General features: G+C 66.3%; 1 protein-coding gene. It reads right to left on the bottom strand.

Annotation, left to right across the window (positions count from 1 at the left end):
• Positions 1–79: 79 nt before the first annotated feature.
• A partial coding sequence (gene katG, locus DBR22_RS05280) for a catalase/peroxidase HPI (RefSeq protein ID WP_108598112.1) occupies positions 80–1,702 on the bottom strand: 1,623 nt, incomplete at its 5' end.

Here is a 1,702-nt window from a genome sequence, read left to right as displayed (position 1 = left end):
ACGGCGTTCCGAGTACCTGGCTATGATCTCTCCATACGCCGCAGGCGTAGAGATGGACGCTGCAAAATCGGGTTCTCAGTCATTTCAGGTCGAAGCGGTCAAGTTCCATGACCTTCACCCAGGCCGCCACGAAGTCGTTGACGAACTTCTCCTTGCCGTCATCGCTCGCGTAGACCTCGGACAGAGCCCGGAGTTGGGAGTTGGAGCCGAAGACCAGGTCCACCGGGGTGGCGGTCCACTTCAGCTGGGCGGTGGCGACGTCGGTGATCTCGTAGACGTTCTCTTCGCCCTCGGAGGCCTTCCACTTGGTGCCCGGCGAGAGCAGGTTGACGAAGAAGTCGTTCGTGAGGACCTGCGGCCGGTCGGTGAGTACGCCGTGTGCCGTACCGCCCACGTTGGTGCCGAGGGCACGCATGCCGCCTACGAGCGCCGTCATTTCCGGCGCGGAGAGGCCCAGCAGGTACGCCTTGTCCAGCAGGAGCGTCTCCGGGGGAAGCTTTCCACCCGGGCGCACATAGTTGCGGAACCCGTCGGCCCGCGGCTGCAGGTACCCGAAGGAATCGACGTCGGTCTGGTCCTGCGCGGCATCGGTGCGGCCCGGACGGAACGGCACAGTGACGGGGAACCCGGCGTCCCGCGCGGCCTTCTCCACTGCAGCCGACCCGCCGAGGACGATCAGGTCTGCCAGCGAGACTTTCTTGCCCCCGGTCTGGGCGGCGTTGAACTGCTGCTGCACCGTTTCAAGCGCCTGCAGCACAGCGGACAATTGCTCGGGCTCGTTGCCCTCCCAGCCGCGCTGGGGTTCCAGCCGGATCCGGGCACCGTTGGCGCCGCCGCGCTTGTCGGTCTTGCGGTAGGTGGAGGCTGAGGCCCAGGCCGTGCTGGCCAGCTGCGAGATGGACAAACCCGCGTCCAGCAACCGGGCCTTGAGCGACGCGATGTCCTGTTCGTCGATCAGCGCGTGGTCCACCGCCGGGATGGGATCCTGCCACAGCTGGGCCTCCGGGACCCACGGCCCCAGCAGGTGCGGGCCCACCGGTCCCATGTCGCGGTGCAGCAACTTGTACCAGGCCTTGGCAAACGCCTGCGCGAACTGGTCCGGGTTTTCCAGGAAGCGCCGCGAGATCTCCCCGTAGACCGGGTCCACGCGCAGAGAGAGGTCCGTGGTGAGCATTGTGGGCCGGTGCTTCTTCTCCGGATCGTGTGCGTCAGGGATGATCCTTTCGGCTTCCTTGGCCACCCACTGGTGCGCGCCCGCGGGGCTCTTGACGAGCTCCCATTCGTGCTCGAACAGGATCTCGAAGAAGCGGTTGCTCCATTCAGTGGGCCGGTCGGTCCATGTGACCTCCAGCCCGGAGGTGATCGTGTCCTTACCCTTGCCGGATTCGTACGTGCTGAGCCAGCCCAGGCCCTGCGCCTCGAGGTTGGCGCCCTCGGGCTCGGGGCCAACGTGCGCGTCGGCGTCGCCCGCACCGTGGGTCTTGCCGAAGGTGTGGCCGCCCGCGATCAGCGCGACGGTCTCCTCGTCGTTCATCGCCATGCGCTTGAAGGTTTCGCGGATGAACGCTGCCGCCAGTTTGGGATCCGGGTTGCCCATGGGTCCCTCGGGGTTGACGTAGATGAGACCCATTTCGGTGGAGCCGACTTCCTCGGCCATCTGGCCTTCGCCGATGTAGCGTTCGTCGCCGAGCCAGGTGTCCTC

It is taken from the genome of Arthrobacter sp. HMWF013 (assembly GCF_003061105.1).
Taxonomy (GTDB): domain Bacteria; phylum Actinomycetota; class Actinomycetes; order Actinomycetales; family Micrococcaceae; genus Arthrobacter.
Note: the sequence above shows the minus strand (reverse complement) of the source record. Positions and strands in the feature narration are given on the sequence as shown.